Raw genomic sequence first — 23,145 nt, forward strand, 5'->3', positions numbered from 1 at the left:
GGGCGGCTGGGGTGGGGTGGCGGGGGTTCAGACTCCGGCGGGGAGCTTGGGGGTGTTGGTGGGCTGTCGTGCCGTGGTGACGGTCTTCTCCGCGCGGCGCGGGATCAGGGCCGCGGTGATCGAGCCGAGGCCGGCGAGGACGACGCCGACCCACAGTGCGGGGACCAGGCCGTCGACGAAGTTCTGCCCGGAGGCGAAGCCGCCATTGGCGCTGAAGACGGAGGCGAGGACCGCGACGCCGAAGACGCCGCCGAGTTCGCGCATCGCGTTGTTGGCTCCGGAGGCGACGCCTTGTTCGTCGGTGTCCACCGAGGCCATCAGGAGGCTCGCGGTCGGGATGAAGTAGAGCGACATCCCGAGGCCGCACAGGACGAGGGCGGGGATCTGCTGGGCGTACGTGACGTCCGGCGACGCGACGAGCGCGAACCAGGCGAGCCCCGAGGCGCACAGCGCGAGCCCGGCGATGACCAGCGGCCGACCGCCGATCCGGCCGGCGAGGGGGCCGGCCAGCGGGGCGATGAAGACGGGCATGGCGGTCCAGGGCAGGATGCGCAGGCCCGCGCCGAGCGGCGAGAAGCCCTGGACGCCCTGGAGGTACTGGGTGAGCAGGAAGATCGAGCCGAAGACGCCCGCGAACATCAGCAGCCCGGAGAAGGTCAGCGCGGTGAAGGCGCGGTTGCGGAACATCGTCATCGGCAGCATCGGCTGGGGCGCGCGGCGCTCGTAGGCGACGAACGCCGCGACGAGGACGAGGCCGGCGGCGATCGGGCCGAGGACGGTGGCGTTGGACCAGCCGTGGCTCTCGCCGCGCACCAGGCCGAAGACGAGGCCGAGCATGCCGAGGCTGATCAGGGCGGTGCCGACGAGGTCGAGGCGGCTGTTGGGGCCGCGGCTCTCCTCGACCTTGAACCAGGTGAGCGGGACGAGGATGAGGCCGAGCGGGACGTTGAGCCAGAAGATCCACTGCCACGAGCCGTCTTCGACGATCGCGCCGCCGACGAGCGGGCCCAGCGCGATGGAGAGGCCGTTGACGCCGCCCCACAGGCCCAGCGCCATCGGGCGCTTCTCGGGGCTGACGGCGCGGGTGAGGACGGTGAGGCTGAGCGGCAGGATCGCGGCGGCGCCGGCGCCCTGGATCGCGCGGGCGGCGATGAGTGTCTGGGTGTCGGGGGCGATCGCGGCGAGGGCGGAGGCGATGGTGAAGACGCCGATGCCGAGGGCGAAGACGCGGCGGCGGCCGAAGCGGTCGCCGAGTGCGGCGCCGAGCATGAGGAGGACGGCGAAGCTGAGGGTGTAGCCGTTCACCGTCCATTCGAGTTCGGATATGTCCGCCCCGAGATCGTCCCTGATGGACGGCAGTGCGGTGGTGACGACGAGGTTGTCGAGCCCGGCCATGAAGAGCGCGAAGCTGGATGCGATGAACGTCCACACGACGGTGCGCTTGTCGGTGCGCGGGCCGTTGGCGGGTGGTGCCTGGTTCTCACTCATGGTGTCCCCTCACACGGGTGAGTTATCGGTCACTTACTTTTTTGGGCAAAAATTTAGTTATTGATCACTTACTTTTGGCCGCATGCCGCGGCGCCCACACGACACCGGAGCGGCGGGACTACTCGGCCTCCTCGGCGGCCTTCGCGGCGCACAGCTCGCAGTCCACTTCCGCACCCTCGGAGGGCAGGAAGTCGCCGAAGTAGCGCGCGCGGGGCAGTTCGAGAGCGGCGATCACGTTGCAGAGCATGCCGCGCGCGAAGAAGTCGGTCATCTCGCCGGGCGGCAGGCCGGTCCGCTCGCGGACCAGCGCGTCCAGGCGGTCCCACGAGGCCCGGACCTCGACCTGGATCTCCGGGTCCGCGGACGCGACGTACGCGTTCAACTGCATGTGCAGCAGATCGCTGTCCTCGTCCAGGAACCGCTGGTACGCGTGCGACATCGCGTGCTTGGCGGCCAGCCCCTCCAGACCCTCCGTGGCCTGGAGGAACGTCTCCTCGACGCGGCGGAAGCCGTAGTCGACGGCCGCGAGGAAGATGTCCTTCTTCGTGGCGAACAAGCGGAAGAGGTACGGCTGCGACACCCCGACGCGCTGCGCGATCGCGGCGGTCGACGTGCCGTGCAGGCCGCCCCGGGCGAACTCCTTGACGGCCGCGCGGACGACGGCGACGCGACGCTCGTCGGCGCTCATCCGGACGGTTCCGGCGGAAGGAGACTTCCGGGTGACTGCTGTCATGGGCATCAAGTTAGTGCCCAATCACTACCTAGGTCAAGGCCGCCCCCTCGGCTTCGCGAAATCCCGTGTGGCACCCGGGATTTCGCGAAGCGGCGGACGTACGTGTCACAGCTCGGCGCCGACGAAGACCGGCTCGTTGACCAGCTCCACGCCGAACACCTCGCGCACGCCGTCCCGGACCTCCCGGGCCAGGGACAGAAGGTCCTCCGTCTTGGCGCCGCCCCGGTTGGTGAGGGCGAGCGTGTGCTTGGTCGAGATGCGGGCCGGGCCCGTGCCGTACCCCTTGCCGAAGCCCGCGCGCTCGATCAGCCACGCCGCCGACGTCTTCGCCAGCCCGTCGCCGGCGGGGTGGCGCGGGGGCGCGGTGTCGGCGCCGAGGCGCTCGCCGACGCGGGCCGCCAGCGCGGCGAACTCCGCTTCGGTCAGCACCGGGTTGGTGAAGAACGAGCCCGCGCTCCACGTGTCGTGGTCGGCCTCGTCCAGCACCATGCCCTTGCCGCGCCGCAGGCCGAGGACCGCCTCGCGGGCCGCCGCGAGCGGTACGCGCTCGCCCGGCTCGACGCCGAGCGTGCGGGCGGCCTCCGCGTAGGTCACGGGTGCCGACAGGCCGCCCTCGTCGCGCAGTTGGAAGTGCACGCGCAGCACCACGTAGCGGTCGTCGCCCTTGAACACGCTGTCGCGGTAGGCGAATCCGCATTCGGACGGGTCGAGCATGTCCATGCGGCCGGTCCGCCGGTCGTACACCTCGACCAGCGCGATGGTCTCGGCGACCTCCTGACCGTACGCCCCGACGTTCTGGATCGGCGTCGCGCCGGCGCTGCCGGGGATGCCCGACAGGAACTCCAGACCCGCGAGGCCCGCGCCGACCGCGGTCTCGACCACGTGGTCCCAGCGCACGCCCGCGTCGGTGCTGAGGAGCCCGCCGTCTCCCAGCGTGTGGCTCTTCGTCGCGATGCGGACCGCGACGCCGTCGAAGCCCTCGTCGCCGATGACCAGGTTGCTGCCGCCGCCGATGAGCAGCAGCGGGGTGCCGTGGTCGTCGGCGTCGCGGACGACGGAGACCAGCTCGGCGGTCGTGGTCGCCTCGTACAGGCGACGGGCCGGGCCGCCGAGGCGGAGCGTGGTCAGGGGGGCGAGGGGGGAATCCGCGAGATGCTGCACGCGAACAGCGTACGGGGCGGGCGTACGGTGGCCGGCTTCCGGCCGTGCGGCGTCCGTGTCAGGCGAGTTGGACGACCGCGCGCGGGACACCCAGGACCTTGCCGGCCTCGCCGCAGGTCACCGTCAGGTCGACGCGCACGCGGCGGTCGTCCAGTTTCTGCGCGACCTTGCCGGTCACCTCCACGGCCGTCCCGCCGGGATCGGGCACGACGACCGGGCGCGTGAACTTGACGCTGTATTCGACGACGGCGCCGGGGTCGCCCACCCAGTCCGTCACGACGCGGACGGCTTCGGCCATCGTGAACATGCCGTGGGCGATGACGTTCGGCAGGCCGACCTCGACCGCGAATCGCTCGTTCCAGTGAATCGGGTTGAAGTCCCCCGACGCGCCCGCGTACCGGACCAGGCTCTCGCGCCGGACCGGGAAGGTCTGCGCCGGGAGCACGGTGCCGATCTCGACGTCGTCGTAGCTGATCCCCGCTGCCACGTCAGTTCTCCTCGTCTGCGGTGCCGCGCGCGGCCAGGGTCGAACGCGCGGTCACGACGTGTTCGCCCTCGACGGTCGTGATGTCGGCCCGCGTGGTGATGATGTCGTTGCCGGCCATCGTCTTGATGTTCTCCACCGTCACGACCGCGACCAGCCGGTCGCCCGCGCGCACCGGACGGGTGTACGAGAAGCGCTGGTCGGCGTGGACCACGCGCGAGTAGTCCAGGCCCAGTTCGGGGTCCTTCACGATCTGCTCGGCGGCGCCGAGCGAGATCACGATGGGGAAGGTGACCGGGGCGATGACGTCCGGGTGCCCGTACTTCGCGGCGGCCTCCGGTTCGCGGAAGACCGGGTTGTCGTCGCCGATCGCGTCAGCGAACTCCCGGATCTTCTCGCGGCCCACCTCGTACGGTGCGGTGGGCGGGTACGTGCGCCCGATGAACTTGGGATCCAGCGCCATTGCGGTCGCCTCCAGCGAAGCTGCGAAGAACGGTCGAACAGGTGCGCCCGGTCGCGTGGTCGGCCGAGTGACCGCAGTATTCCCGAAAATCACCGGAAAGACTGATTCGCCTCACGCACCGCGACGACGCAACGCCGACGAGGCCATCCCGTGCACCGGGATGGCCTCGTCGTGAGTCGGGGGCGGGACCCCGCTGCGGTCAGCGGGTCTCGCGGTGCGCCGTGTGGGCGTTGCAGCGCGGGCAGTGCTTCTTCATCTCAAGACGGTCCGGGTCGTTGCGCCGGTTCTTCTTGGTGATGTAGTTCCGCTCTTTGCACTCCACGCAGGCAAGCGTGATCTTCGGGCGGACATCTGTGGCAGCCACGGGAGCGCCTTCCTGACAGTCGTGGATGGAAATCAGCGGAATTCAGCAGAAGCAGCCGACCTGAGGTCTCCCCCACATCGGCTCCCTGAGCTGGGTAGCGGCGACCGGACTTGAACCGGTGACACAGCGATTATGAGCCGCTTGCTCTACCGACTGAGCTACGCCGCCTCGAAGACCCCCCTGCCCGTTGCCGGGCAGGGCGTTCTTCGTCAGAGCCCCAATACGGAATCGAACCGTAGACCTTCTCCTTACCATGGAGACGCTCTGCCGACTGAGCTATTGGGGCGAGCAGGTGAAACCATACACGGCCCATGCCCCGCATCGGAAATCGGTTAGGCGCCCGCCAGCGGCGGGTGTTCGGCGCGTACTCCGACGGACTCCGGCGGCTGCCACGCGTGGGCGGTGAGGGCGGCGTTCACCGCGCGCGCGTACGCGGCGGTGGCGAGCCAGCACCGGGCCAGCCGGTCGGTGTCCGCCGGCAGGAGCCGGCCGAAGACGTCCCGGTCGCGGTCGGCCGCCGCGGCGACGAGGTGTTCCAGGAGGTCGGCGGCGGTTCCGAAGCCGTCGCGGCGCAGCCGGGCGGTGTCGCGGGAGAGCGACCCGGCGAGCGCGACGGCCGGGCGGCCTCCGGACAGGGCGCGCTCTATATGCCGGTGGACCAGATACGTGGGGGCCGTGTCCGCTGCCTCGGACGCGCCCGCGAACAGGGGTGGCGCCAGGGGGCGTACGCCGGGGTGATCCTCCGTCACGCCGTGCTCCGGCGGAGTGCCGGGGGTGCCCGGGGTGTCGCCGGCGCCGTCGGGCCGCGGGAGGTCGGCCTGTTGGAGGCGGTCCAGGCCGAGGTTGACGCGGCCTTGGCGCTCCTTCGCGAGGACCAGGGTGTACGCCGGCCCCGGGTCGTCGGGGACGGGGGCGGCGGCGAGCGCGCGGACCTCGGCCTCCGTCCCCGTCTCCAGCCGCCCGATCAACCGCACGGCGAGCCCCGGGCGTGCCGCGAGCAGCCGCAGGTTGTCGCGGTAGGCGAGGGTGGGGTGGTCGTCGGCGACCACCAGCCGCAGGGCGACGCCCGTGCGGCGGCAGCGGGCCGCGACGCGGTCGCCGCGCGTGCCCGCGTGGGGCGGGGCCGGGACCGGTCCGAGGATCTCGATGTCGAGGAAGACCAGGTCGGCTCCCGCGCGGCGGCTGTCCTGCGGGAGTTCGCGGGCGCGCAGGACCCGGGCGACCTGGGCGTGCGGCGGTTCGGCCCACAGGGCGGCGGAGGGCTCGGCGTACCAGTCGACGCCGGACGCGCCGACCGCGCGCACCGACGACCCGGCGCCGAGGCGGCCGGTCGGTGATTCGGTCGCGCCCGAGACGATGAGCCCCGCACGCGACAGGGCGTGGTGGTCGAGCGCGGTGTCGCCCATGCGCACGGCCCGTGCGGCGGCTCCGGCGATGCGGTCGGCGGTGCCCGGCATGACGTCCGAGACGCTGCGCAGGGCGCCGTCGGGCCCGAGGACGTAGGTGACGACGCCGGCGTGGCCGGACGCGGTGCGCAGGGGTTCGCTGAAGAGGCCGTGGAGACGCAGGGCGCCGGCGTGCGCGTAAGGCTGCCGGGCGGTGCCCAGCAGTTCGGCGGCCGGGATGTCGCCTGGCACCGTCTCGGCCGCCAACAGGTGTGCGGTGTCGAGGAGTTCGCGGAACGTCTCGGTGAGATCGGCGAGGCGGTACGCGGGATCGTCGCCGCGTGCCGCCCGCAGGCCCGTGGTGGCGGCGACGGCCGCCGCGGCGCCGCGGTGGAGGCCCGCGAGGCGCGCGGTGTGGGCGGCGCGCAGGAGCGCGGCCTGCCGCACCGCGCCGGTTCCGGGGATGCCGGCGTCCAGGACGTCGGCGGCGGCGTTCCACAGGGCGCGTGCCGCGGCGCGCTGCTCGGGGGTGTGCTCGGCGGCCGGCGGGCCGTCGGGCGCGGCCGTCTCCTGGCCGGCCCCGGTGCCCGCACCGGTGTCGGCCGGGGTGTCGTCGTCCGCGATGCCGAGCATCGACACGGCGGCGGCCCGGTGGACGCAGCTCGGTGCCAGCAGGCAGGCGCAGACGACGTCGTCCGCCGTACGCACGACGCCGCCCGGCGCGTGCAGGGTCAGCGCGGCCTCGTCGTCGACCTGGATCCGGACGGTGTCGCCGTCGCGGGCCGTGGGCCGCGCGGCGAGCTTGCCGACCGCCGCGTCGAGCCGCTTGCGCAGGCGCGGGGGCAGGGCCTCGACGATCTCCGCGACGACCGCGGGGTTCGCCGCGACGCCGTCGAGGGCGCCCGCGTCCTGCTTCTCCTTCGTGCTCAACGGACCTTCTCCCCTACCCAGCGGGCCAGTTCGGTCGGGCTCAAGGCCGCGACGGGCATTCCCGCGGCGACCAGTTGCGCCGCGACGGCGGTCGAGTAGCGCGGTTTGCCCCGGTCGTCGAGGCTCGCGCAGCCGAGGACATGGCAGCCGGAGTTGACGAGGGTCCGGACCTCGCCGAGCAGGCCGCCGAGCGGCCAACCCTCCTCGAAGTCGCTCACCACGGCGATCAGCGTGCGGGACGGGACGGTCACCAGCTCGCGGGCGTGCCGCAGCCCGGCCGCGATGTGCGTGCCGCCGCCCACGCGGACGTCGAGCAGCAGGCCGAGGGGATCGTGAACCCGGTCGGTGAAGTCGATGACCTCGGTGGAGAACGCCAGGAAGTGCGTGGTGAGCGCGGGGACGCCGGCGAAGATCGACGCGGTCAGCGCGGACCAGATGGTCGACGCCTCCATCGAGCCCGAGACGTCGACGACCAGGATGAGGCGCCAGTCGGCGGAGCGGCGGGCCTTGGTGCGGAACACCGGCTTCTCCGGGACGACGATGACGCCGCCCTCGGGCCGGGGCCGCGCGGTGCCCAGATTGGCGCGGATCGTGCGCGGGAGGTCGAGGCCGCCGCCGGGGCGGCGGCTCGGGCGCGGCACCGTGACGCCGGACAGCGCCGGGCGGACGCGGGTGGCGAGTTCGCGCGTGAGTTCGGCCACGATGCGGTCGACCAGCGGACGCAGCGCGGCGATACGGGACTCGGCGAGGCCGCCCGCGTGGTCGAGGACCGCGCGCAGGAGGTCGACGGACGGCCGGGCGGACGCGGGGTCCAGTTCGGTGATCGCGTCGCGGCGCCCGGCGGCGACGGCCGCGGCGAGGACCTCCTCGCGGACGGCCGGGCCGAACAGCGCGGCGAGGTCCTCCGCCCAGTCGCGCACCGAGGGGTACGCGGCCTCGCGGCCGGCCCCCGGGCCGCCGGGCCCGTCGCCGAGGACGCCGCGCGAGCCTTCACCGCGCCCGGTGCCGTACAGCTCGTCGAGTGCGGCGCCGAGGCGGGTGGCCCGCGCGTCTCGCGGATCGGTGCGGCGGCCCAGGATCAGGCGCCAACGGGCTTGCGGGGTGAGGGTGTTCGCGGAGGTGCTGGGGGCGGGTGCGGTGGGCTGTGTCGGTGCGGAAGGCTCGGCGGGACGGCCGTGCGGGTCGGCGGGAACCGGCTTGGCGGTCGCCTCCGGCGGGCCCGATGCCCGGGCGCCGGCGGTCCGGTCCGCCGCGAACGGCGGTGTGGTGTAGGGAACTTGCGTCGCACTGGTTGCGCCCGCCACGGGCGGACGGGCCGCTCCGGCGGCTGTCCCCTCCTCGTGCGGCGACGTCGCGCCGGGCGCGTCGGCCGGGTGCGCCGACGGCCACAGCCGCTTCGCCGCCAGCGCGCCGCGGGCCGCGAGGTCCGCCGCGGCCCATGCGGCCAGCGACTCGGGGGCGACGTCGGTCTCGGTGTCGACGCGGTCGTCCAGGTTCTCTTCGACGACCGCGAGGAGGCGGTCCCGGGCCGCGGGGGCGAGGGTGTCGAATCCGCCGCGCAGGGCCGGGAGGCGCACCAGGAAATCGTCGTCGGCGAGGGCGACGACGCGGGCGAGCAGCGGTTCCAGGGCGCTGCCGCCCGCCGCCAGCAGCGGGCCGGCCGCGGTCAGGACGCCGGTGAGCCGCCGGACGAGGTCGGCGCGGCGGTCGGGGGTCGCGGCGTCGTCGAGCCAGGACGCGACCCGGACGCCGAAGCCGTCGGCGTCGGCGTGGCCGAGCAGGACGCGGACCGCACCGGCCGCCGCCGCGATGAGGGGTGCGCCGTCGGCGGCCAGCCGGGTGAGCGCGTCGGCGAGCCGGAGGCCGCCGAACTCGTCGGCGCGGCCGGTGAGTTCGACGAGCGCGCGGGCGTCGGCCGGGTCCTCGGAGCCGGCCAGGCCGTCGAGTTGGCGTACGGCCGCCGCCGTGAGCGCGGCGGCGATGGGGCGCGTCGTGTCGGGCAGGGCCGCGAGGCCGGGGATGTGGCCCGCGCGCAGGCGGTCCACCAGGCCGAGTGCGGCGAGGAGTTCGGTGAGTGTTCCGGAGCCGGGCAGGATGTCGGCGACCTGGTCGAGGCGTTCGGCGACGAGGGCCGTGAGGCCGCATTCGGCGGCGTCGCGCAATCCGGCGAGCACTTGGGCGGCGGTCGGGCCGCCCTCGTCGCGTTCGCGGCGCCGCCGGTCGCGCAGGACGCCTTCGGCCGCCTGTTCGGGGGTGACGCCGCGTATTCCGGCGACGTCGAGCATGGCCGCCGTCGACGGGGACCAGCGCACCCGCCACCGGGTGGTGACCGCGTCGGCGCCGCCGGTCCCGACGACGTCCACGGCTTCGGCGTACGGGACCTTGCACACCTCCAGGCGCTTGAGCAACAGCTCGCGGCGTGCGTCGAGTTCGGTGCGCAGCGGGTCGAGGCGCAGATCGCGCTCCTCGCCGGTGTCCGCGCTGTACGGGCCGGGCAGCCCCAGGTCGGCCAGGGTCCGTTCGACGGCCGGGCCGAGGCCGCTGCGCGGGGTGTCGGGGGCGCGGCGGCCGACGCGGTTGCCGACCAGCACGCGTTCGAGGGCGCGTGCCACGGCGCGTCCTCGGCCGAGGGATTCGCCGTGGGTGAGGACGGTGCCCACGGCTTCGAGCAGTTCGCCGCGGCCTGCGGCGGGAAGGCCGCGCAGGCGGGCCAGGTCGCCCGCGACGCGCACGATCTCGCGGGCGTCGGCCGGTCCGGACGGGTGGCCTTGGCCGCGCAGTTCGACGCAGATGCGGGTCGCGGCGCGCGTGAGGGTGTCGTCCAGGGCGGCGGGGTCGCCGGCGGCCGTGTGGACCTCGTGCTGCCACTCGGGGTCGCGGATGCCGGCGGGGTAGCCGGAGCGCTCGTCGAGGAGGGCGTAGGTGTAGGGCACGAGGGAGGTGACGACCGGGGGGCCGTCGGCGTCGGGGAGCGGGGTGCCGTCGTCGTCGGCGAGGAGGGCGGGGGTGTGGAAGGCGCCCACGACCGCGACCGCGCGCGAGCCGTCGGCCGTGGCCTCGCGCAGCGCGCGGCGCATCCAAGCCTCGCGGACGAGGTCGGTGTGGTCGACGCCGCCGCCGAGTTCGGCGTCGCGGCGCAGGGCCCAGCCGACCATGAGGGCGGCGCGGCGCAGCGCTTCGGGTGTCGACCCGGGGGCGGAGGCCTCGACGAGGCGGTCCCAGAGGTCGTCGCCGGCGCGGCCGGACAGGGTGCGGCCGAGCAGGTCGTGCAGGCCGGGGCCGGGGCGCCGGGTGGGTGGCGCGGTGTCGGGCGGTGCCGCCGCCCACCCGCGATGGGTGAGCGGCAGGTCGCAGGCCACGACCGGGACTTGGTGCCGGGACGCCCAGCGTACGGCGGCCAGTTCGGGGGAGAAGTCGGCGAACGGGTAGAAGCCGAGGCCGTGGGCGCCCGAGCCGGCGAGGGCGACGGGCGCCCGGGTCTCCTCATGGGCGAGCCACGGGATCCAGTCCTGGAGGTCGGCGGGGAGTTCGACGAGGAGTACGTCGGGGCGGGCGGCGTCGAGAAGCCCGGGGATCGCGGCGGCCAGCGACGGCGCGTGGTGCCGTACCCCGATCAGGTGCGGGCGGTCCGCCGCGGCCAGGTGCTCGACGGCGGCCTCGGGCGCGTCCGACGCGGTGGTCGCCGACGGGACGGCCGGGCCGGTCGCGACCGCGGAGGTGGCGGCCGACCGGACGGGGGCGGAGCGGGGGTGAGGCATCACGGCGTCGCCTTTCGCGGGCAGAAAGGGGTCGGCGGCCGGAGGGGCGGCGGCGTACGGGTCGGCGCGGCGGCCGGAGCCCCGCCCCGGAACCGCGGCCGTGCCCGGGAACAGGCCTGTCGCCGCGGGCGATTCGCGATCCGATGTGGCGTGGGCGACCGCACGTGGGCGCGTGCTCACGGGTGGGCCGACGTGCGGGGACGGCACCGAAGCCGTGTTCCGCGGCTCCCGGTGCCCCGCCCCGGCCGGGGCCGCCGAAGCGGCCCCGGGGTGTGGCGTTCGCACGGGTGGATCACCCCTCCAGGACATGCCGGAGGTCCCACAGCGTGCGCCACGTGGCCGCGCCTTGTTCGGCACGGCGGCGGACCGCGGCGTCCCAGTAGCCCAGGAGCTTCGCGGCGTCCGTCGGGTCGTCCTTGCGGACCACGCCGAGGAGGTGGCCGGGCAGGAGGCCGAGGACGTCGCGGTCGCCGGGGAAGTACGCCGACGCGAGGCCGAGCGCCGAGGCGACGGCGACCGCTTCGGCGGTACTCATCACGGTGGACGGGCGTTCGATCTCCCAGCCTTCCGCGCTGCGCCCGGTGCGCAGGTCGCGGAACGCGATGACCAGGGCCTCCAGGACGGCGTCGTCGACCGAGAACACCGCTCCGGCGCGTTCCACCGAACCGCGGGCCTGGCGGCGCACCAGGTCGGTCTCGGCGTCGAGGTCGGCGATCGGGCCGATGGTCTCGAAGTTGAAGCGGCGTTTGAGGGCCGCCGACATCTCCGAGACGCCCCGGTCGCGCAGGTTCGCCGTGGCGATCAGGGTGAAGCCGGGGGCCGCGTGGACCTGGGCGTCGTCGGTGCCGGCGAGTTCGGGTACGGCGACGCGGCGTTCGGACAGCAGGGACACCAGGGCGTCCTGGACCTCGGGGAGGCAGCGGGTGACCTCCTCGACGCGGGCGACGCCGCCGCGCGCCATCGCGGTGAGGACCGGGGACGGCACGAGCGCGTCGCGGCTCGGGCCCTGGGCGAGGAGCAGCGCGTAGTTCCAGCCGTATTTGAGCTGGTCCTCGGTGGTGCCCGCGGTGCCCTGGACGGTCAGGCCGCTGGTGCCGCAGACCGCCGCCGCGAGCAGTTCGGACAGCATGGACTTGGCGGTGCCCGGTTCGCCGACGAGCAGCAGCCCGCGTTCGCCGGCGAGGGTGACGACGCAGCGTTCGACGAGGGCGCGTTCCCCGACGAATTTCCGACCGATCGTCATGGAGGCGGAGCCGTCGGGCAGTTTGAGGGCCTCGCCGGCGCTGCCCATGACGAAGGTGACGACCGCGCGCGGGGTGAGGAGCCACGCGGGCGGGCGGGGTCCGGGGTCGTACGCGGCGAGGAACCGCAGTTCGGCCGCGAACGCGTCCTCGGGCGGCTGGACCTGTCGCGCGGCGGCCGGTATGCCGTCGGTGGCGGTGGTGGTGGTCGAGACGGTGGCGGTCATCGGCGGCGGCCCCTCCGGGTCGTGCGGGTCTGAAGTTGTTCGAAGCCGGGCGCGTCGCCCGTTCGGACACGCTGCCATGCCGTCCGGAACAGTTCGGCGACGGGGCGGTCCGGGACGATGAGCGAACCGTCCCGCACCGGGTAGAGCGCGCCCTTCCAGGTTTCCAGCGGCAGGGCCTTGCGGAACTCGTGCCAGCCGCCCGGCAGGAACAGCGTGCGTCCCGCGCGGGCGCGTTTGGCGCTGACGACCAGGTCGGTCTCGGCGAGCGCGGCGCGGGCGGCCTTGAGGCGTGCGGGCTTCCAGCCGGTCCAGCGCGCGGTGTTGCGGTCGGTCGGGTCGGGCAGCGCGAGGAGCTGGAGGTAGAGCGTGGCGGCGTCGGGGGTGATGCCGTGGGTCTCGGCGACCTCGGCGACCAGGTCCGGGGCGGAGAACGACGCGTCCTGGGCGTAGCCGACCGGGCCGCCGACACCGGCGGTGACGACGCGTTCGAGGTCGGGGCCGACGATGGCCCGCCAGGCGTCCGCGTGGCCCGCGCCTTCCCCGCACAGCGCCTGAAGGCGCGTCAGGTCGGGGTCGTCGGGGCCGGTGAGCCCGGCGACGCGGAGCAGGACGTGTTCGCAGCCCTCGTACCAGGGGGTGAGCACGATGGCGTCGCGGATGCGTACGAAGCCGTCGGCGTCCGCGCCGCCGGTCTCCGGCATGGTCTCGGCCTCGCGCAGCGCCTTGGAGGTGTAGCCCCCGCGAGCCATCCACGACATGCCGAGGTCCATCAGCAGCTCGGGGTCGGCCAGCCGCTCGCGCAGCGCCGTGAGCGCGCGGGGCAGCGGTGCGCGGAAGGGGTCGCCGTACGGGAGCCGGTAGGCGATCCACCGCAGCGCGCGGACGGCGCCGGCGAGGTGCCCGAAGTGCGGGACGGCGCCGGGGTCGTCGGCGACGAGGTTGCCGTCGGCGTCCAGGCGCTGCCTGGTCCGGCCGGTCAGGACCGGGTTCGCCTCGGGGTTGAGGACCATGTCGATGTGCTGGTCCGCCAGCCCGGCCGCGTTCGCGTCGGCCGCGGCGCTCTCGGGCAGGCGAAGCACGTCGCCGAAGTGGGCTTTCCACGCGGCGGCGGTCGCGTCGCCGTCGGGGCCGGCGGACCACCACGCCGCGGGGTCGGCCGGGATCTGGGCGGCGAGCAGGCGGCTGCGGACGGCGGGCGGGATCGCCGCCAGCTTCGTCCGGGCGGCGCCGGCTTCGGTGGCCTTGACCCCGAGCACGGCGCGTTGGTCGGCGTCGAGGTCGATGCGGCCGTAGCCGTTGATGTCGGGGAGCCCGGCGAAGAGCAGGGCCGCCTCCGCGCGGCGGGCTCCGGTGGCGGCGACGAAGGCGTCGACGGTGTCCTGGTGCCACGCGACGGCGCCGGACTCGCGGATCCGGTCGACGAGCGCGCGGACGCGGGCCGGGGCGTCCGCGTCGTCCAGGAGCGTGTCCTCGTGCGAGGTGTAGGTGTCGACCGCGCCGAACTCACCGCTCGGGTCGTGGTCGAGCGCGATCCAGTGCACGCGGTCGTTCGAGCCCCATCCCCCCTGGTGGGTGATGACCACGACGCGGTCGCCGCGGCGCAGCACCTGTCCGACGCGGGAGGCGTCCCGGCGTTCGGCGCACAGGATCACGCGGCGCAGTCGGCCGGACCGGTGGAACGCCGGGTCGGCCAGCTCCTCGGCGAACAGCGCGAGGGCTTCGCGGTGTTGGGGCGATGTGGTGGGCGCGGTCGCGCGCACGAGGAGCGCCGGGATGTCGCCGAGGGCCGCGGACCAGTCGAACGAGGCCTGCCGTACCGCGGATTCGGTGATGGTCCACGTGTCGGCCGGTGCCGTTTCGCCGTCGGCGCCGGGGGTGTCGCCGCGCAGCAGCGCGGCGACCGCGCGGATCTGGTTGAGCGCGGTCCATTCCCCGGAGTTGACGCCGTACGCGCGGCCCTGGCGGGCGTGGAGCCCGCGCGCCGCGGCGTCCACGGTGGCGTCGTCGCCGTGCTCGGGACGGTAGGGGCAGTCGTCGGGCCGCTCGGCCGCCGGTTCCGGCGCGGTGCCGAACTGGGCGAGGCGGCGGTTGAGCGAGGCCGCGATCCGGGTCACGCCCGCGGCGCCGGCGACGATGCCGGGGTGGGTGACGCCGGGCAGCACGGTGGCGACCGAGGCGAGCGGGACGGGGTCGGGGGGTGTCGTCCGGTCCGTCGCGGTGGGGTCGAACGCCGCGAGGGCCGCCGCGTATTCGTCGGCCGCGCCCGCCAGCAGCGCCGCGGCGTCGGTGTCGGCGACGGCGCGCAGTGCCTCGGAGGACGCCGTGTCGCGGGGGCGCAGCGCGTGCCAGAAGTCGAGTGCGGGGACGAGCGGGGTCCCGGCCGCGTTGTCGCCGCCGCGTCCGCCCGGCCGGATGCTGCCGAGGCGTACGTCTTCGTTGCCGCCGGTGTCGTGGCCGGCCGCGGTGGCCGTGCCGTGGATGGCGAGCGCGTTGTCGGCCTCGACGATGATGGGGCGGGCGCCGCCGGGCAGGCGCAGGCCGCCGACGGGTACGCGGCGCGGGTTGCGGTTCCAGTCGCGGGAGCCGACCGGGAGGGTGACGGTGTGTCCGTCGGCGGTGCCGGCGGTGACGGTGTGCTCGTCGACCCGGACCCAGCGGCCGACGAGGGTGCCGTCGGTGCCGAACGGGCTGTCCTCCAGGCCGGGTTGGAGCGGCATCAGCGCGCAGTGGTGGGCGAAGAGGGTGCCGCCGTCCGCGACGGCCGCGGCGAGGAGGCTCGGGAAGGACGCGCGGCCGAGTTCGCCGGAGACCGGGTCGTACTCGCGCCAGTGCGCGGGGTGCGCGTTCCGGTCCAGGGACCAGTGGCCGATGCCGTCGGACAGGACGCGGCGGCGCGGCGGCAGCTCGGTGTCGCCGGCGTGCAGCACACGACCGCCGGAGACGCGACCGCCCCGCGGGTGCGGGACGGAGACGGTGAGCGACTCCTCGCCCCAGCGGCCGGGCACGTCGCCGGCGGGCTCGAAGATCTCGGCGGGGCGCGAGGACCAGTACGCCTTGTGCTCGCCGTCCGCCCACCACACGACCAGCAGGTCGCCGTCGACGTACCGGAACTTGGGCTTGGCCCAGCTGTCGAGCTTGTCGGGGATGCGCAGGTCGTGGTCGAGCAGGATGCGGTCGGGGCCGACCACGACGGCCTTGGCCGCGGTCGCCACGATCAGTGCGGGCCACGCTTCGGCGAGCCGGAACTCCGGTGTCTTCGCGGCGTTTTCCGGGTCGGTCTCGGGCAGGCCCGGGGTCGGCCCCGCCGGGACGATGCCGAGCAGGCGCATGGCCTCGTCGAGTGCGGGCCAGCCGAGTTCGTCGAAGATCCCGGTGCGGAGGGTGCGGGCCAGGACGGGGGCGACGTCGAAGGCGTGGACGCGTGCGACCGCGTCGGGGTGGACGTCGGCGGCCACGGCGCGGAACGGCATGATCCGTTCGAGGGCGGCGCGGGCCCCGGGGATGCCGGATTCGGTGCCGAGTTCGGCGACGCGTTCGTCGAGCCAGTCGTGCATGGCGACGCGCAGCACGGGGTGTTCGGACGCGGCCTGGATGTGGCCGGTGTCGCCGCCGAGTTCGCCGACGGCCTTGCGCAGCAGGACGGCGTAGCGCGGGTCGGCGCCGAAGGCGACGAGGTCGCGGCGGCCCGGCTCGGTGTCCTGGAACCAGCTCGCGAGGTCGACGTCGTTGCCGGGCCGGGGGTCGGCGAGCGGTATGCCGTGCGCGAGGCACACGTCGACGAGGTCGGGGGCGGCGTTGCCGTAGTGCGACGTGAACAGGTCGGCGGGCACGCCGTCGGCGATGAGCGCGGGGGCCATGCGGGCGGCCAGGTCGAGGATCACGGTGTCGCGCGCCCGCGAGCCCCAGCCGCGCCCGGTGTGCCGGGCCCAGCGGCCGAGCCAGTCCGCGGCGCTTCCGGGTTCGAGCGCGCCGGGGGTGGTGAGGAGTTTGTCGGCTCCGGCGGCGAGCAGCAGGGAGAGCCAGAAGGCGTCGGTCTCGGGCGCCTTGCCGGTGCTCGGCCTCGGCAGGATCTCCAGCAGGCGCCGGCACACCGCGGTGTCCTCGGCGGCGAGCGCGGTGAGCGATTTGGCGAAGGTCTTCCAGAACGTCAGCGGCGCGCGGACCATGGCGGGGCTCGGCAGCAGGTCGGTCAGCAGCTCGCGTTCGGCGGCGCTCTGGGCCGCGGCGCCGCCGCCGATGGCGCGGATCATCGCGCGGGCGTCCTCCGCGAGGCCGGCGTACGGCTGCACGCCGGCCGCGCAGCGCTCGACGCACAGTTGGCGGAACTCGGCCCAGGCCGCCTCCGGCGCGAGGCGCCGGGAGAGGTCCTTGGCGTACTCCTTGAGCGCTTTGGCGGTCAGCGCGCCGGCGAACGCGAACTCCAGGAAGACGGCGCGCAGGCGGTCCTCCTCGACGGGCAGGTTGTGGACGCGTTCGGCCTCGCGGGCCTTGCCGAAGAAGGTGGCGGCGTAGGTGGTGTTCTCGTGGGCCAGGAAGATCCGCGCGGCCTGCTCGTAGAAGGTGGGCAGGAAGTGCGGGACGGCTCGGCCGAGGGTGGTGCCGAGGGCGTCGAAGCCGTCCTTGGCGGCGCCGGGCTTCGAGCGGGCCTGCCGGTCGAGGCGTTCGATGTCGCGGACGAGGGCGAGGGCGTGGTGGCCGTTGGCGGGGTCGTTGACCAGGGCCCACGCGGGGAAGCCGAGGGATTCGCGGCGCACGAGGCCGACTTCGGGGGCGTCGCCCTCGCGGGCCAGGCCGAGGAAGTCCAGCGCGAGGTCTTCGGCGCCGCCGAGGGTGCCGGGGACGAGCCGGACTATGCGGCGGTCGTCGAGCACGCCGTGGGTGTAGGTGCGGGCGGTCAGGACGTCGACGTCGTCGCCCTTGGCGGTGCCGGGGGCGAGGATCGCGCCGGCGTCGAGCAGCGCCGCGGCGTCCGCTTCGGTGGGGGGTGTGGGTGCCGTGGGGGCCGGCTCGGGGGTGGTCATGCCGCCGCCTCCTGCTTCTCGGTGGAACGTCCCGCGTAGAGTGCGGCGGCCATGCGCAGGCCTTCCGACCAGGCCACGGGCCCGACTTCGGTGAGGCGGAGCGTCCGCCCGGAGGTGTCGGACCACGACAGGCTGCCGGTGGCGGTGCTTTCGTACGGGTCGAAGTCGCCCAGCCATACGCGGGCTTCGACGGTGCGGGCGTCCTCCAGGACCGGGCAGACCGCCTGCCCGCCGCGGACCTGGTAGCCGAGGGAGGTCGTGCGCCCGTACAGGAACCGCAGTTGGTCGTATTTGCCGCCCGCGTAGTCGTCGACGTGGGAGCGGTCGGCCGCGATGTCGTCCGGACGGTGCCAGACCTCGCGGTAGAGCTGGCCGATCTGTTGCTCGACGCCGAGTTCGACGGCGAACTCGCGCAGGTCGTCGAGGTCGTCGAGCAGCACGGGGTGTGGGAAGCGCACCTCGTCCGGCGTCAGGCGGACGGTGTCGCCGTCGAGGTCGACGACGCCGATGCCGCGCTCGGGGTCGGCGTCGCGCAGGAATCCGGTGGTGCCGTCGCCGGTCGTGACGACGAGGTCGCGGAGGACGCGCTGCCACGCGGCGTCGGGCCACACGCGGGCGACGACCTGCGCGGGGACGGCGAGCGAGCGGACCATCCAGCGCTCCACGTCGGACCGGCACGTGCGCTCGTGGCGGTCGAGCCATTCGACCAGTTGGCGCAGGCCGACCACGACGGGATCGTCGGACAGCTTGGAGGGCACGCTTTTCAGCCGCCTGCCCGACGCGTTGCGGCACACGACGGTGCCGTCCTCCAGGGCGACTTCGTAGTCGCCGGCTTGCACCCAACCCATGAATGAACCATCCCGCAGAGTGTGTCGGTCGCGATCCGGCCGCCCGAGGAACGATCCGGCGGATCACCGGGCTCACCGCCCGTGATTGCTCGCTACGCTCGTGCCGAGCGTCCACGCGGCCCTGACCGCGGTCGCACGGCCGCCGGGGGCGCCGCCGGGGCAAGGCGATGGTGACACCGTGGCGGCGGCGACCGCGATCAGGATGGCGGGAACGTTAGCGGTATCCGACGACAACGACCGGCGAACCCCTGGGGAATGAGCCGCGTCCCAGGGCGTGGGACATGGACGCGGGCCACCGGCCGCGCCACGCTTGTCGCGACGCCGGTACGGCTCACGGTGTCGCTTTCACAGGAGAGGGGGCGCGATGCGGGTCCTGGGTGTGCTGATCGGCGCGCTGACCTTGGGTGCTTTCGTCGGTCTCGCCGCGGGCCGGCTGCGTTCCAAATGGCGGCGCGACGAGGATTTGTTCGACGGCTCGCCGCGCGTCGTCGTCCCGGAGCACGGCGGGACGGTCCGCGTCGACATGCTCGTCCGGCTCGCCGACAGCAGGGGCTACACGCTCGCCGCGCAGCAGCCGACCGACGAACCGCTGGGAACGGAGCTGGTGTTCGTCCGCGAAGGCCAGACGGCGGACTGACGCGGCTCATTCGGCGTACGGATGGGGCCGTTTGGCGTGGCGTGGGGGCGAGGAATTGCGCGGGGCGCTTCTCCGGGTGACCGTTTTGACCATGTTTGTCAAACGCTATGGAGAAACCCGCGTGCGTGGCAACACACTCGCGGCGATCACTGCGGGCACCGCGCTGCTGGGCGCGACCGGTCTGGTCGGCCTCGCCGCCGCCGCGCCGGCGGCCCCCGGGACACGGCCCGTTCCCGCGCCCGCCACCGAGACCGTCGGTGCGGCGAGCGTGGAGGCCGCGCCGCCGGCGACCGCGTCCCGCGAAAGCGACGCGGCCGGTGCGGCGCCGGTCGGTACGGCGTCGGCGGACGGCGTTCCGCGGACACCGGAAAACGCGCTCGCCGAGGTGCGGGCGCTCATTCAGGACGGTGTGCCGGGGGCCTCCGACGACCTCGACGCGCGGTTGAAGGGAGCGCTGCGGACCGCCGACCAGGCCGTGACGACCCTGTGGGCGCACACGTCGGCGCGGGAGCTGACGCGGTCGTGGGTGCACGCGATGCGGCCCGGCACGGTTCCCGAGTCGGTGGAACTGCCGGGTGTGAGCGCGTTGGCGCGGGTGTACGGCGCGGGTGACAGCGCGGCGTCCGGGGCGGTGTCGATCCCCCTGCTTCCCGCCTCGTCGGCCGCCGACGCCGGGACGGCCGCACCGGACTCCCCGGATTCCCCGGATTCCCCGGACTCCCCGGATTCCCCGGCAACGGGTTCCCCGACGCCGAACGCCGCCGACACCGAGCCCGCGGCGCCGCCGCCGGACCTGGGCCCGCTGCTCGACGCCGTCACCGACCTCGACCTCGCGGGCACCCTCGACGCCCTGGCCGACCTGCTCGACGGCGTTCTCTCGACGCTCACGAGCACGGTCTTCGGCATCACCGGATCGCTCGCCGGGCTGGGCTGAGCCCGCGACCCCGGCGCGCGGGACGCGGGCGCCGGGGTCACTCCCCCGTGCCGCGCACCTTGCCCCGCGCCGCCGGGAGTTCCGTCCCGTCGACGGACACGCAGATGCCGTACACGCGCGTGACCGCCGTCCATCCGTTGCTGCGACCGCGGTTGTTGCTGATCCGCACCCGCCCCCGCGCGCGGTCCACCGCGGAGACCAGATGCAGGTACGTCGTGCCCGCGACGCGGGCCAGAACGATGTCGCCGACCTCGATCTTCGCGGTCTCCACGGGAGCGACCGCGACGAGTTGGCGACTGTGGATCAGCGGGGCCATCGAGGTGCCGCTGGGGCGGAACTCGACGGTGGCCCCGTCCGCGACACGTGCGGCCATGGAATCCAGCAAGCCCATCCTCCGAGCCTGCCGTATGCGGTCCCCGCGCAGCCACCGGTTTTTCGCCGCGCCCGGGAGCGGATCACCCGGGGGGCGTGCCGCCGCCGCGGGCGAAGCGGTCCGTGGCGGTCACGAGCGCGTCGAGGATCCCGGGCTCGTCGTACGCGTGCCCGGCGTCGTCGACGAGGACGAAGTCGGCCTCGGGCCACGCCCGGTGGAGGTCCCACGCGGTGCGGGCGGGCGTACAGACGTCGTACCGGCCCTGCACGATCACGGCGGGGATGCCGCGCAGGCGGCCGGCGCCCGCGATGAGGCCGCCCTCGGGGAGGAAGCCGCCGTTCACGAAGAAGTGGTTCTCGATGCGCGCGAAGGCGAGCGCGTAGTCGCGCTCGCGGTGGGTCGCGACCACGTCCGCGCGCGGGCGCAGGGTGAGCGTCGAGCCCTCCCAGACACTCCACGCGACGGCCGCCTCCGCGCGCACGGCGGGGTCGTCGTGGTTGAGGCGGCGGTGGTACGCGCGGATCAGGTCGCCCCGCTCGTCCTCGGGGATCGGCGCGAGGTACTGCTCCCACAGGTCGGGGAACAGCTCGGACGCGCCCTCCTGGTAGAACCAGCGCAGCTCGGAGGCGCGCAGGGTGAAGATGCCGCGCAGGACCAACTCGCTGACCCGGTCCGTGTGTTGCTGGGCGTAGGCCAGCGCGAGCGCACTCCCCCACGAGCCGCCGAAGACCAGCCACCGCTCGACCCCGGCCATCGCGCGCAACCGCTCGATGTCCGCCACCAGGTGCCCCGTCGTGTTCGCGGTCAGGCCGGTGCCGTGGTCGGCGGCGTGCGGTGTGCTGCGTCCGCAACCGCGCTGGTCGAACAGCAGCACGCGGTACGCCTCGGGGTCGAACAACCGCCGGTGCGACGGCGTCGACCCGCCCCCGGGGCCGCCGTGCAGGAACACCGCGGGCTTGCCGTCGGGGTTGCCGCACAGCTCCCAATACAGCCGCTGGCCGTCCCCGACGTCCAGCATGCCGTGCTCGTAGGGTTCGATCTCGGGGTAGAACGTCCGCACCGATCCGCCTTGTCCGCCGTGCCGTCCGCTGATCGTGTCGACCCTAGTGCGGCGGCGCGCCGCGCCCGGTCAGGCGGGGGCGGTGGTTTCGCGGAGGACGTGGGCGGCGTGCACCTTGGCCCACAGTGTGGCGCGCTGCCCGGCGGTGAGGTCGGTGAGCGGCAGAGCGAAGACGTCGGCGAGCGCGGCGAACCAGTCGGCCTCGGAGGTCAGCGGCGTGACCGTCTCGCCCGACGCGTCGACGCGCTTGAGGACGCAGCCGGTGAGGTTGTCGACGCCCTTGACGTCGCGGCGCAGGGCGACGCACGTGCGGACGAACGACGACTCGGGCGACGTCGACAGCCACACGTGCTTCTCGGCGAAGACGTCGACGGCGACCGACTCGCGGGCGAGGTCCATGCGCGGGAACGCGCCGCGGCGGTCGTGGGTGAAGCGCCAGCCGTTCGGCACGACGTCGGAGGGCACGAGGGCGTACGAGAACGGGCCTTGGTCGTAGACGCCCTGCCGCAGCGGCAGCGGCTCGTGGAAGCCGTCGCCGAGCCCGACGTCGACCAGCCAGTCCCGGCCCTCCGAGAGAACCGTCAGGGTCATGTGGTTGCCGAGCACGCCGGGCGGGTCCTCGAAGCGCGGTTGCACGCCCGCGCGGTGGCGGACGACCGGGAAGCCGAAGTGTTCGAGGAGCACGGCGAACGCGCCGTTGAGGTGGTAGCAGTAGCCGCCCCGGCCGGCCGCGATGCGCGCGACCGACGCGGCGGGGTCGATGCTGACGGGGTCGGCGAACTGCGCGTGGATGCCTTCGTACGCGACCCGTTCCACGTGCGCGCGGTGCAGCGCGAACAGCAGCTCGGTGGACGGCGGGCCCGATATGTCGCCGAGTCCGAGCCGGACGAGGTAACCGCGCACGTCGATGCTTCTCATGATCGGACTGTATGCGAATGCCGCGACAGGAGGCCGGAATTCGGCTGCCGTTCACGCGCCCCGGGCCGCGGCGTCACCCACCGCGGAGCCACCGGCGGGCGAGCCCGGTCAGCCCCGCACGGCCTGTGCGCGAAACTCCTTGGGGCTCATGCCGCGTACCCGCTTGAACGCCGTGCTGAGCGCGAACGGGCTTCCGTAGCCCACCTGTTGGGCCACCGAGCCGACCGTCGCGTCGGGTTCGCGCAGCAGATCGGCGGCCAGCGCGAGGCGCCAGCCGGTGAGATAGGTCATCGGCGGCTCGCCGAGCAGGTCCGCGAAGCGGCGGGCCAGGGCCGCGCGGGAGACACCGACCGCCGCGGCGAGGTTCGCGACCGTCCACTGGTGGGCCGGATTGTTGTGCAGCATGCGCAGCGCGCGGCCGACGACGGCGTCGCTGTTGGCGCGGAACCACGCGGGAGCCTCGGCCTCGGGCCGCGCGAACCAGGCGCGCAGGACCGCGATCAGCAGCAGGTCGAGCAGCCGGTCGAGCACCGCCTCCTGCCCGGGTTCGTCCTTGACGATCTCGTCGGCGAGGAGCGGGATGATCGGACAATCCCATTCGTTCTCGCGGACCACGACAAGCATCGGGAGCGCGTCGAGCAGGCGGCGGCTGATCTCGCCTTCCATCGTGTAGGTGCCGGTCAGCAGGATCGTCCGCCCGTCGGGGGCGTTGCCGAACGACCGGACGCCCAGGGTCGTCAGCTCCGAGACCTCGACGCCTTCCGGCGTGGTGCACAGCTGGCCCGGGTGGATGACGATCTGCGGCGGCGTCGCCGGGTCGTCGGCGACGAGGTACGGATCGGGGCCGCGCACGATGGCGACGTCGCCGCGCGCGAGCCGCACCGGACCGCCGCGGTCGGGCATGATCCACGCGTCGCCGGACACCACCGAGACCAGGGTGAGCGGGGCCTCGTCCTGGATCCTCATCGACCACGGCGGGTCGAGCAGCGAGCGGAGCAGGAACGCGCCTTGCGCGCGAGGGCCGTCGAGGAGTCCCGCGAGTGCGTCCATGGCCGCGAGTCTAGACGATTGAGCATGTTTCCTTCGTAAAATCTTTGTGTCAGTCGCGGGACGTCCGGGG

At 74.2% G+C, this 23,145-nt stretch carries 17 protein-coding genes and 2 tRNA genes; 2 read left to right on the forward strand and 17 right to left on the reverse strand.

Annotated elements, in window-relative coordinates:
• Positions 1 to 27: 27 nt before the first annotated feature.
• The 13 genes from LO772_RS14230 to LO772_RS14290 form a co-directional block, all read right to left on the reverse strand.
• Positions 28 to 1,488: an MFS transporter gene (locus LO772_RS14230; RefSeq protein WP_231778779.1), complete on the reverse strand. Its 1,461-nt coding sequence runs from the start codon at positions 1,486 to 1,488 to the stop codon at positions 28 to 30.
• A 118-nt stretch (positions 1,489 to 1,606) separates the two neighbouring features.
• Positions 1,607 to 2,221: a TetR/AcrR family transcriptional regulator gene (locus LO772_RS14235; protein WP_231778780.1), complete on the reverse strand. Its 615-nt coding sequence runs from the start codon at positions 2,219 to 2,221 to the stop codon at positions 1,607 to 1,609.
• Positions 2,222 to 2,326: 105 nt separating this feature from the next.
• Positions 2,327 to 3,382, reverse strand: coding sequence for a UDP-N-acetylmuramate dehydrogenase (locus LO772_RS14240; protein ID WP_231778781.1), 1,056 nt, complete (start codon positions 3,380 to 3,382; stop codon positions 2,327 to 2,329).
• Between the two features lie 58 nt (positions 3,383 to 3,440).
• Positions 3,441 to 3,869, reverse strand: a complete 429-nt coding sequence (locus LO772_RS14245) for a MaoC family dehydratase (RefSeq protein ID WP_231778782.1) — start codon at positions 3,867 to 3,869, stop codon at positions 3,441 to 3,443.
• Between the two features lies 1 nt (position 3,870).
• Positions 3,871 to 4,329 carry a MaoC family dehydratase N-terminal domain-containing protein gene (locus LO772_RS14250; protein ID WP_231778783.1) on the reverse strand — a complete coding sequence of 153 codons (459 nt, stop codon included), beginning with the start codon at positions 4,327 to 4,329 and terminating at the stop codon, positions 3,871 to 3,873.
• Between the two features lie 199 nt (positions 4,330 to 4,528).
• Positions 4,529 to 4,693, reverse strand: a complete 165-nt coding sequence (gene rpmG / locus LO772_RS14255; protein WP_004571794.1) for a 50S ribosomal protein L33 — start codon at positions 4,691 to 4,693, stop codon at positions 4,529 to 4,531.
• A 95-nt stretch (positions 4,694 to 4,788) separates the two neighbouring features.
• Positions 4,789 to 4,861 (reverse strand) — tRNA-Met (locus tag LO772_RS14260).
• 45 nt (positions 4,862 to 4,906) lie between these two features.
• A tRNA-Thr gene (locus LO772_RS14265) sits at positions 4,907 to 4,979 on the reverse strand.
• A 46-nt stretch (positions 4,980 to 5,025) separates the two neighbouring features.
• Positions 5,026 to 7,008, reverse strand: a complete 1,983-nt coding sequence (locus LO772_RS14270) for a hypothetical protein (RefSeq protein ID WP_231778784.1) — start codon at positions 7,006 to 7,008, stop codon at positions 5,026 to 5,028.
• The gene (locus tag LO772_RS14275) at positions 7,005 to 10,766 is read right to left on the reverse strand and encodes a DUF5682 family protein (RefSeq protein ID WP_231778785.1); all 3,762 of its coding nucleotides are present in this window, start codon (positions 10,764 to 10,766) and stop codon (positions 7,005 to 7,007) included. Before LO772_RS14275 ends, LO772_RS14270 begins: the two co-directional genes overlap by 4 nt.
• A gap of 292 nt (positions 10,767 to 11,058) precedes the next feature.
• Positions 11,059 to 12,234 (reverse strand): ATP-binding protein, encoded by a 1,176-nt coding sequence (locus LO772_RS14280; RefSeq protein WP_231778786.1) that lies wholly within the window; start codon positions 12,232 to 12,234, stop codon positions 11,059 to 11,061.
• Positions 12,231 to 17,255 (reverse strand): hypothetical protein, encoded by a 5,025-nt coding sequence (locus tag LO772_RS35790; RefSeq protein ID WP_269453205.1) that lies wholly within the window; start codon positions 17,253 to 17,255, stop codon positions 12,231 to 12,233. Before LO772_RS35790 ends, LO772_RS14280 begins: the two co-directional genes overlap by 4 nt.
• Positions 17,252 to 18,103 carry a DUF4132 domain-containing protein gene (locus LO772_RS14290; protein WP_231778787.1) on the reverse strand — a complete coding sequence of 284 codons (852 nt, stop codon included), beginning with the start codon at positions 18,101 to 18,103 and terminating at the stop codon, positions 17,252 to 17,254. The genes LO772_RS35790 and LO772_RS14290 overlap by 4 nt, the downstream gene beginning before the upstream one ends.
• 364 nt (positions 18,104 to 18,467) lie before the next feature.
• On the opposite strand from LO772_RS14290, the gene LO772_RS14295 reads away from it, so the two are divergent.
• Together LO772_RS14295 and LO772_RS14300 are read left to right on the forward strand one after the other, a co-directional pair.
• On the forward strand, positions 18,468 to 18,740 hold the full coding sequence (locus LO772_RS14295; RefSeq protein ID WP_231778788.1) for a hypothetical protein: 273 nt from the start codon (positions 18,468 to 18,470) through the stop codon (positions 18,738 to 18,740).
• Between the two features lie 121 nt (positions 18,741 to 18,861).
• Positions 18,862 to 19,674, forward strand: a complete 813-nt coding sequence (locus LO772_RS14300) for a hypothetical protein (protein ID WP_231778789.1) — start codon at positions 18,862 to 18,864, stop codon at positions 19,672 to 19,674.
• A gap of 37 nt (positions 19,675 to 19,711) precedes the next feature.
• Here LO772_RS14300 and LO772_RS14305 read toward each other — a convergent pair whose 3' ends face one another.
• The 4 genes from LO772_RS14305 to LO772_RS14320 all read right to left on the reverse strand — a co-directional run bounded on the left by LO772_RS14305 (position 19,712) and on the right by LO772_RS14320 (position 23,075).
• Positions 19,712 to 20,065, reverse strand: a complete 354-nt coding sequence (locus tag LO772_RS14305) for a S26 family signal peptidase (RefSeq protein ID WP_231778790.1) — start codon at positions 20,063 to 20,065, stop codon at positions 19,712 to 19,714.
• A 64-nt stretch (positions 20,066 to 20,129) separates the two neighbouring features.
• Positions 20,130 to 21,107, reverse strand: a complete 978-nt coding sequence (gene pip / locus LO772_RS14310; RefSeq protein ID WP_231778791.1) for a prolyl aminopeptidase — start codon at positions 21,105 to 21,107, stop codon at positions 20,130 to 20,132.
• Between the two features lie 69 nt (positions 21,108 to 21,176).
• Complete coding sequence (locus LO772_RS14315; RefSeq protein ID WP_231778792.1) at positions 21,177 to 22,025, reverse strand: arylamine N-acetyltransferase family protein; 849 nt, start codon at positions 22,023 to 22,025, stop codon at positions 21,177 to 21,179.
• A 108-nt stretch (positions 22,026 to 22,133) separates the two neighbouring features.
• Positions 22,134 to 23,075, reverse strand: a complete 942-nt coding sequence (locus tag LO772_RS14320) for an AraC family transcriptional regulator (protein ID WP_231778793.1) — start codon at positions 23,073 to 23,075, stop codon at positions 22,134 to 22,136.
• Between the last annotated feature and the right edge of the window lie 70 nt (positions 23,076 to 23,145).

Origin of the sequence: Yinghuangia sp. ASG 101, from assembly GCF_021165735.1 — a bacterium.
GTDB lineage: Bacteria > Actinomycetota > Actinomycetes > Streptomycetales > Streptomycetaceae > Yinghuangia.